General features: G+C 47.6%; 6 protein-coding genes. 5 read left to right on the forward strand and 1 reads right to left on the reverse strand.

Going from position 1 to position 6,362, the window contains the following annotated elements:
* The first annotated feature begins 146 nt into the window (after positions 1-146).
* The 3 genes from infC to QUB16_RS18150 all read left to right on the forward strand — a co-directional run bounded on the left by infC (position 147) and on the right by QUB16_RS18150 (position 4,434).
* Entirely contained in the window at positions 147-683 is a 537-nt protein-coding gene (gene infC, locus QUB16_RS18140; RefSeq protein ID WP_006635262.1) for a translation initiation factor IF-3, read from the forward strand.
* 107 nt (positions 684-790) lie between these two features.
* A complete protein-coding gene (locus tag QUB16_RS18145) occupies positions 791-3,835 on the forward strand; it encodes a HEAT repeat domain-containing protein (RefSeq protein WP_333318139.1) in 3,045 nt (1,014 codons plus the stop codon).
* Positions 3,836-3,957: 122 nt separating this feature from the next.
* Positions 3,958-4,434 carry a Crp/Fnr family transcriptional regulator gene (locus tag QUB16_RS18150; RefSeq protein WP_333042796.1) on the forward strand — a complete coding sequence of 159 codons (477 nt, stop codon included), beginning with the start codon at positions 3,958-3,960 and terminating at the stop codon, positions 4,432-4,434.
* Between the two features lie 240 nt (positions 4,435-4,674).
* Here the strand turns inward: QUB16_RS18150 and QUB16_RS18155 are convergent, their stop codons facing one another.
* Complete coding sequence (locus QUB16_RS18155) at positions 4,675-5,088, reverse strand: peptide chain release factor 1 (RefSeq protein WP_333318141.1); 414 nt, start codon at positions 5,086-5,088, stop codon at positions 4,675-4,677.
* A gap of 165 nt (positions 5,089-5,253) precedes the next feature.
* On the opposite strand from QUB16_RS18155, the gene QUB16_RS18160 reads away from it, so the two are divergent.
* Both QUB16_RS18160 and QUB16_RS18165 read left to right on the forward strand, forming a co-directional pair.
* Positions 5,254-5,460, forward strand: coding sequence for a hypothetical protein (locus QUB16_RS18160; RefSeq protein ID WP_333287335.1), 207 nt, complete (start codon positions 5,254-5,256; stop codon positions 5,458-5,460).
* A 238-nt stretch (positions 5,461-5,698) separates the two neighbouring features.
* A complete protein-coding gene (locus QUB16_RS18165) occupies positions 5,699-6,121 on the forward strand; it encodes a DUF6335 family protein (RefSeq protein WP_333318143.1) in 423 nt (140 codons plus the stop codon).
* Positions 6,122-6,362 lie beyond the last annotated feature (241 nt).

Genomic DNA, 6,362 nt, shown 5'->3' on the forward strand with positions numbered 1-6,362 from the left:
AGCGGAGGGGACACAGGGCGCGGTAGTACGTCCGGTAAGGGTAACACCTTATAAAACAGTTCGATCGTCAATCGTGAAAAATTGACCGATCAAACCTGTAACTATCAAGAAGCTTCGCTATTAAACTACTGCTTGTACAACCATTCATGCCTGTGATTGAAAGAAGACAAAATCGCAACCTACCCCAGATTAACGAAAATATTCGATACCCCAAAATCCGGGTAATCGATACCGACGGCGCGCAACTAGGGATATTGACGCCTGCAGAAGCGCTGCGCCTCGCAGAAGAAAAAGAACTCGATCTCGTACTTGTCAGCGACAAAGCTGACCCGCCCGTATGCCGGGTAATGGACTATGGGAAGTACAAATTCGAGCAGGAAAAGAAAGCGCGAGAAGCAAAGCGGAAGCAGCACACTGCCGATGTTAAAGAAGTGAAGATGCGCTACAAAATTGAAGAACACGACTACCAAGTGCGCCTCAAACTAGCAGACCGCTTTATCAAATCTGGGGACAAAGTAAAAGCCACGATCATGTTCAGAGGTCGGGAAATCCAACACAGCAACCTAGCAGAGGACTTGCTGAAGCGCATGGCCACAGATTTGCAGGAAATCGCAGAAGTGCAGCAAGCCCCCAAAAAAGAAGGACGCAGTATGATGATGCTGCTGTCGCCAAAGAAAGTATAAATAGATAGTCATTAGTGAGCAGTCATCAGTCATAAACTGGTGACTGATAGCTGATGACTTCCGAAGTTAGTCAGGAATAAGCTACCACACAGGGAAATCAACGCTGCATGGAAAATTTTCAAATCAGCGGTTCGGCGGGAGTAAGACAAGGAGTGCTACGATCGCTCAACCTGCGATCGGAAGAAGTAGAGCGAACCTTACTGATGTTCCTCGTCTACACTCTAACCTCCGTCGGGCTGATCTGGCTGGAACTAAGCACAGTAGGTCTGTTTTTAGACGAGTACGGTGCCGACAAAATGCCTTTTATCTACATAGCCAGCGCCTTTATCGGTTCTGGCTTGGGATTTGTCTACTCGTGGCTGCAAAAAATCCTGCCGCTGAGGCGCACCGTCGTAGTGGTTCTGGGCATGATGTCGGTACCGCTATTTTTGTTTCGATTCGGAATAGGCTACGAAAATACTAAGATAGCTGGCATCAGCATCGCTTTTATTACTATTTTTTTGATGTGGCTGTGGGTGGAAGCTTGCTATGTCCTCAATGACCTTAATACTTCTATCACTTCCAACCAACTGTTTAATATTAGAGAAATCAAGCGCACCTATCCGCTAGTCAGTAGCGGCTATCTAGTAGCTGGAGTAGTCAGCGGATTTTCTCTGCCTGTTTTGCTGTACGTAGTCGGACTCAAAAACGTTACCCTCATATCGGGGCTGATGGTGGCGACAGGCTCGGTGTTGCTCTACTACCTCACGGAAAAATACAGCCAAGCATTCCCGGAAACGGCTCACTGGACGGATGACGACGAAGACGACGACCAAGAAGAATTTACCGCCCGCAAAGTTACAGGCCCGCTGCAAAAATACGCCGTACCTCTAGTCAGTTTCTTCATCCTCGCAGAAGTCGTCTACGTGCTGGTAGATTTCCAATTCTACAGCCAGTTAGAATACCAAAATCCGGGGGACGGAGCTAGCTGGATCGCTAGCTTCCTGGGCATTTATGAAGGCATACAAGGCCTGTTTCAAGTGGCGACTCAATGGTTCGCTTCGAGTCGGTTGGTGGAAAGAATCGGTGTATTCGTGACGGCGATGATTTTGCCGGCGGGCATCGCTATACTCGGGGTGCTGACTATAGGAGCATCTCTGGGCCAGCTAGTATCTGTGTTTATCGGGCTAATATTGCTGAGATTTTTAGACGAACTGCTGCACTACACGCTTTTGGAAACCGTTAGCCCGGTTTTATTTCAACCGATTCCCGACAATATTCGATCGGGAATTCAAACTTTGGTCAACGGTGTGGGCGAACCTTTGTCCTGCGGAGCTACAGGAGTAGGCATCCTGATTATGCTGTGGGTGACAGGCAAGATACTCCCCCAGCAAGACGAAAATGTATTTCACGACCAGCAAAGCTTGATATTTATTGGCGCGATCGTCATATTGGCACTGTTGTGGGTGTTTGTGGTCTGGTTGATCCGCTCTCAATACGTGGGTTTGTTGGTCAAAAGTGCGGAGCGGGGACGCTTGGGCGTCACAGACGTTGACCTCAAAGCTCTCAAGCGCGCAGTGGTGGAAACTCTACAAAAGCCGGGGGGCGAAGATGAAAAGCGCTCTTGCATAGAACTCCTGACGCAAATTGACCCCAAAAATGTCGGAGAAGTTCTGGCTCCCCTCCTCGATTCGCTGTCCCCAGGTTTGCAGCGCCAGAGCTTGGAAACGATGCTGCAACACCCGAACCCCGCATATTTAGAATCTGTCCGCGCACTCTCGCAGCAATCCTTGCCGCCGGAGGTTCTGGCCTTGGCTTTGCGCTACATCTGGCTGACGGAAGCTGAACCGAATATTGAGAGCTTGCGGCCTTACTTGCAGCCGACGGTCGATCCGGTGGTGCGGGGTACGGCGGCTGCTTTAATTATGAGAAGGGGCGATCGCCTGCAAAAGGCAGAGGCTACTAACACGCTGCGGCAAATGCTGACACACAAGCAAGAGCGGGAACGTGTTATGGGGACGCGGGCTCTGGGAGAAGCTGATTATTTGCAAGGACTGCGGCTGCATATCCCCAATCTGTTGCAAGATGAATCTCTGCGAGTGCGCTGCGCTCTGTTAGACGTGATTTCGTCTACTCATTCGGAAGAATATTATCCTTCGCTGCTGCGCGGACTTGGTTACAAATCGACTAGGGAAGCGGCTTTGCAGGCGATAGTCAAACTTCACAACGATGCCATTCCTTTGCTCGTGTATTTGGCTGAGGATATCCACAAGTCTGATTTGGTCAGGTTGCAAGCTTGGACGGCTCTGGGTCAAATTGGGACAAATGAGGCGATCGACATTTTGGTGAGCAATTTGATGACGGCTTGGGGAACGACGAGGCGCAATATCCTCCGCATCCTGTTAAAAATGCCTTCGGAAGCGGGGATAGAAGGGGTTCTAGACCGCATCGGCCGCAGCGGCTTGGAAACTCTTATCGAACAGGAGTTAATGTTTATCGGTCAAATTTATGCAGCTCTAGTAGATTTGTCTGGGGTAACAACCTACGGCAATTTCTCGGATCGGGAAGCCAACAGTACCGGGGCACCTGGGAACGATACGGCTCAATTGTTGCAGCGGGCTCTGGCGGGGTTGGAAGCTGATTCTAGGGAGCGGTGTTTTTTGCTGATGAAGTTTCTTTATCCGCTGGACACCGTACAAGCCGCTGCTTTCAACATCGCTTCTGGCCAACCTTCTTTGGTGGCTAGGGGATTGGAAATTCTCGATAATACTGTGGATATAGCTAGGAAGCGATCGCTCATCAATTTGTTAGATCAACACTCGGAAAGAGAAAAATTGAGCAACCTCTCGGAATTGATGGTTTACAAACCTCTAGCCCCTAGCGATCGTTTGCGCCGCTTGCTAGAATTGCGCAACTTCCTTTCGGATTGGGCCTTGGCCTGCTGCTTTCACTTGGCGAGGGAAGCGCGCTGGAGTCTGACGGCTCAACAAACTCTTGTCTGTCTGCAGCACCCGACGGGTTTTGTCCGCGAAGCAGTGTTAGCCTATTTGAAAATAGCCTCGCCCCGGGCTTTGGTCGAATTGTTGCCCAGGCTGCAAAATGACCCCGATAATTTGGTATCCGCTCAAGTTGAAGAGATGATGGCAGAGTTGGGTGCTGGGGGAAAAAGGTAACATTAGTCAGTTGTCAGTTGGCAGTTGTTATTGTCAGTCAACAGTTAACCGTCAACCGTCAACCATTTTTATTCCCCTTCTCCTTCCCCTTTTTAAGTTTAAATTAATCACTGCATCTCATTATGTTAACAAGCGTCGAACGCCTATTGTTTGTGAGGGAGGTTCCGATTTTTAAGGAACTGCGGGATGATTTTCTCGTGCGTCTAGCATCGGTAATGGATGAACTTTCGTTTCCTTCTAAGCACAGGATTTTTACGGAAGGACAAGAAGGTCGGTCTCTCTATATTTTGGTATCGGGAACGGTGCGCGTGCATATAGGCGATCGGGATTTGGCACAGTTGAAAGCGGGGGCTTGTTTCGGGGAAATGTCGCTGTTTGATGCAGAACCTCGATCGGCTTCTATTTCTACTGTCGAACAATCCGAGTGTTTGATGCTGACTCAAATGCAGCTATACGATGCGATTGATGAAACGCCGGGAATTGCGGTGAATATTATTCGTTTGCTGTCGCGCCGGATTCGGGAGTTGAATCAAAAGTTGAATGCTAAAGAGGCAATTATGCCTCCTACAGAGACTGTGAGAGTTCCTGAAATGCGATGAAATTGGGGAATTGAGAATTGTGTTTTTAGTCGATCGGTAATTCTGCACAATTTATATTCTGTAAGGTGCCAATAGCGCACAATTTTTCTGGCTAGTGTCCGCTATTGGCACCTTATACTAGATTCACAAAAAAATGTAACTATAGACAACCCCCAAACCAGAATATTCATCAGTCATAGCCAATCTAAAATCTAAAATCTAAAATCTAAAAGTTAAAATCTAAAATCTAAAATGGCATGACTATCGCCAATAAGGCCGGCCCTTCCAAAAAACTCCCACAGTAACTCCGATTAGTGCAGCTTCCGATAAACTTGCTAATAAAGGAGGGATGGGTAGGAATGACTTTAACACCAAACCCAAGAGTACGCAGAAAACTAAAACCCACAAACTAATTCGGTTGAGCAAAAATTGTTGTTGCCAATACTCTAAAAAGTACACTGCTAAAGCTCCCATTCCCACTGCGGCTGCAAAAGGTATCAACATCCCCAGGGAGGAACCGTAGAGAAGCGTCACCCCGTTGCGGATTGGCCGCGATTGCGTGAAACCCCAGGCTAAAAATAGCTCCAGTCCAATCACGATTGAGTTGACGAGGGCGGCAATTTGCAGCATTTCTCGCCAAGGTAAAAGTTTTAAGCGCCGCAGAAAATTACTCACGATCGGCAGATTAGGTAGGTTGCTTTGATTTTATAACAGTTTTGCCCTGGCGATCGACCTTTGATGACAATTTGTGAAGTAAAATAAAGATATAGAACTGTCTCTTGACAAATTCACCCAGAGTACCTACCTATTAGTTGTTGGAACCGTGAAAGGAAAAAAGTTATGGTGGAGAACACTGTCGATTGTGCTGTAGCTTGCGTCAATGGCTGCATTCTGGGCGACAAGTGCCCGAAGCGGGAATACGCAGAAGCAACGTCCCAGTTTATTGAAAATACTTCTCTGGATAAAATGCTAGAAATAGCAGAGGAAGCGGTGAGAAGGAAACGGACGGAACCCCCCAAATGGATAATTCCTGATTTTCCAGAATAGAATTAGCCTCCCAATTAAAAAGCGATCGCCCTTTTGAAAAGGGCGATCGCTTTTTGTATTCCCAATGAAATAGCTGCTCAGAATCAATATATTTCCTGGGATAGAAGCTAAAAGCTTAAATAGCAATTACAATGTCATTTAATGATAGCCATTGGCAATTACTAAAAATAATTCAGCTCAAGCGAAATTCGGACATTTTTAATTTAATTGAGTTCAAAAACAAACAGGAGCAAGTCTCGTGGCACAGCAAAAAGAACGCAACGCAAAAACAACAAGAGATGGTGATAATTTGGGCGAATTGCCTCAAGAAATTACCGAATCTTACGGTACCGGCGTCATCGATCAACCGGGATTGAGCCAAGACGACATAACAACCCTGCAGGACAGCAGTTCGGAATACTCTTCCACGAGTTCCCAAATCGGTGGCGAAGATGGCGATCCTGCTGCGGAACAAGAAAGTGCCACTGGCGAGCAATCGGTGGGCGGAACTGCGCCTACTCCCGACCTGGATATGGTTGACGAACTCGGAGCCGCTGCGGGCATAGAAATGCCCGATGGCGCTATTTTGAACACAACAAATATGCTTGAACATCGAGATGAAAGTCGGTGGGAATTAGACCCGAGTTCTGCAGAAGATTATCAGGAACGACCGGATTTCTAGGTCTATTTGGTACAAAAAAATAGGTAGTATAATAGGAGCGGGTTCACCAGTATCCATACTTAATCTGCCAAGTATTTGTAAATCCGCCCCTCCTCACTTTTGCTCTCGCAATACATATCCCACTCCCCCAACAGTCTGCAGCAGGCGTTTTGAGTTACTTGCTTCTAAGGAATGAGAATTAAATAACTTCCACAAGTTTGTGGGATGGGCGTCCCGCCCGTCCAAAAAGGACGGGCGGGAC

It is taken from the genome of Microcoleus sp. D3_18a_C4, assembly GCF_036702415.1.
Lineage (GTDB): Bacteria > Cyanobacteriota > Cyanobacteriia > Cyanobacteriales > Microcoleaceae > Microcoleus.